The organism is Vibrio sp. 1727, assembly GCF_033344415.1.
GTDB classification, from domain to species: Bacteria; Pseudomonadota; Gammaproteobacteria; order Enterobacterales; family Vibrionaceae; genus Vibrio; species Vibrio alginolyticus.
Window position 1 is genome coordinate 1 of record NZ_JAWPOT010000061.1, and the last position, 1,734, is coordinate 1,734.

Consider the following 1,734-nt stretch of genomic DNA (forward strand, 5'->3'; position numbering starts at 1 on the left):
TGGCGGATAGCGAGAAGTCAGGGCTCAGCAATAATGCTAAGGAAAGTATACCAAATGACGAGCCATTCACAAGTCACAACTTACCGCCATAAGTGCGGTGTTGTTTGAAGACACAGCAATCAAACGCATTTCAACACGATTTATTCGAGACTCTGCCTCATAAGCCGTATTGCACTGACGAACTCGGTGTCACTTACATACGCCCAAAAAGTACAGCGATTAAGAAAAAATATCTGCAAGTGAACCAACCGAAGTTGGTCACTTACCTTGTCTTTGATATTGATCGACAAGGCGGTGTGTTGGCTTGGTACGACAACGATCTTCCCACACCATATTGGACTTCAAAGAACCCAGAGAACGCACACGCACACATTGCGTATCGCTTGAAAGTTCCATTCTGTACGTCTGATATCGCGCATAGTGAACCTATTCGCTACGCAGCTGCGATTGAATCCGCGATGATTGAGCGTCTGAAAGCGGATCGTGGATTCGCAGGACTACTGACGAAAAATCCACTGCACCCACATTGGCAAAATGAGTTTTGGACAGAGTACGAGTACACACTCGATGAACTGGCGGAATACCTCGATCTGAAAGGCCACCCGTTACGTGGTAGCGAAACGTCTGGTCTTGGCCGTAACTGTGAGTTGTTCGATAACACTCGTCAGTGGGCATATAGAGCGATTCGGGAATACTGGGCGCCTAACTACAAAAGAAAGTGGAATGCAGCCGTCTACGACAAAGTAGAAAGTACGAATAGCCAGTTCAATGTTCCTTTGCCCGTGTCAGAAGTGAAAGCGATAGCGAAGTCGATCGCTAACTGGACGTATCGAGAATTCACGCCAGAAAAGAAAAGCCAATGGCACGCTAAGAAAGGTGCTAAGGGTGGAAAAGTTTCAAAAGGTGGAGGTAGACCTAGCCTTAACGAACCTTGGGTTGAGCTTGGTATCAGTCGAAGAACTTACTTCCGTTGGAAGTCGACTGGCAAATTGTAATGTGTGGCACTAAACAAGCTATATCAGATAACAGCCCTTTTTAGGGTTGTTATCTGATTAATGGCCTCTATGTTTCTTTGCTAATCTTGCTAGAGCGGTATACGTGATTTTTGTTCCATCCGTGAACTTCCAGTCTATTTCATCTAAGAACTCTGCCATTATTTTCTTCTCTGCGCTCAGTCGATCTCTTTGACCTAACTTACTCTGTGTCTGTTGGTTTTGTCGACGGTGTGCGTGATTGACTATTCTTATTTGCTTTTGTAACGCCACTTCCTTGTTCTCTGTTTGCTGCTTGATAGCGTAGATCTCGTTTTCTTTCTTGTTGAGTCGTTTCGCTTCTTTGGCGTGTTTGTTTACGATATCCTTCTCAACTTGACCTTGGTATTCTCGTTTTATGTTTTCGATCTCTTTCGTTTTTTTAGCTAATTCTTTCTTAGCTTTGAGTAACGACTCATCTGCGAATGTGCGAATGCCGTTGTAAATTAAACCTAAAATGAACGCTGTCATGAGGCTAAACAAGAATATGTAAACCCATGATTGCCATTGGTACCAGAGCGTTTTTGCGCCTTGTGCTAGTAAAATAGGACCATTTGAGTTGGATAAGTCTACTAACCAAATCGTGCTATCGGGGGTTAGAAAATCAAGAAATGGTGCTGCAAAAAGCAATACCAATCCCACAACAATTACCGTCAAAAATCCCCAAATCATCGTAGGTACACCTCTGTAATATCGGGGCGGA

General features: G+C 43.9%; 2 protein-coding genes. One reads left to right on the forward strand and one right to left on the reverse strand.

Features of this window, described 5'->3' with window-relative positions:
- The first annotated feature begins 104 nt into the window (after positions 1-104).
- Positions 105-995, forward strand: a complete 891-nt coding sequence (locus R8O10_RS23790; protein WP_318191774.1) for a replication initiation protein — start codon at positions 105-107, stop codon at positions 993-995.
- 57 nt (positions 996-1,052) lie between these two features.
- Here the strand turns inward: R8O10_RS23790 and R8O10_RS23795 are convergent.
- Positions 1,053-1,734, reverse strand: a 682-nt coding sequence (locus tag R8O10_RS23795) for a hypothetical protein (RefSeq protein WP_318191775.1), incomplete at its 5' end; no start/stop codon positions are given.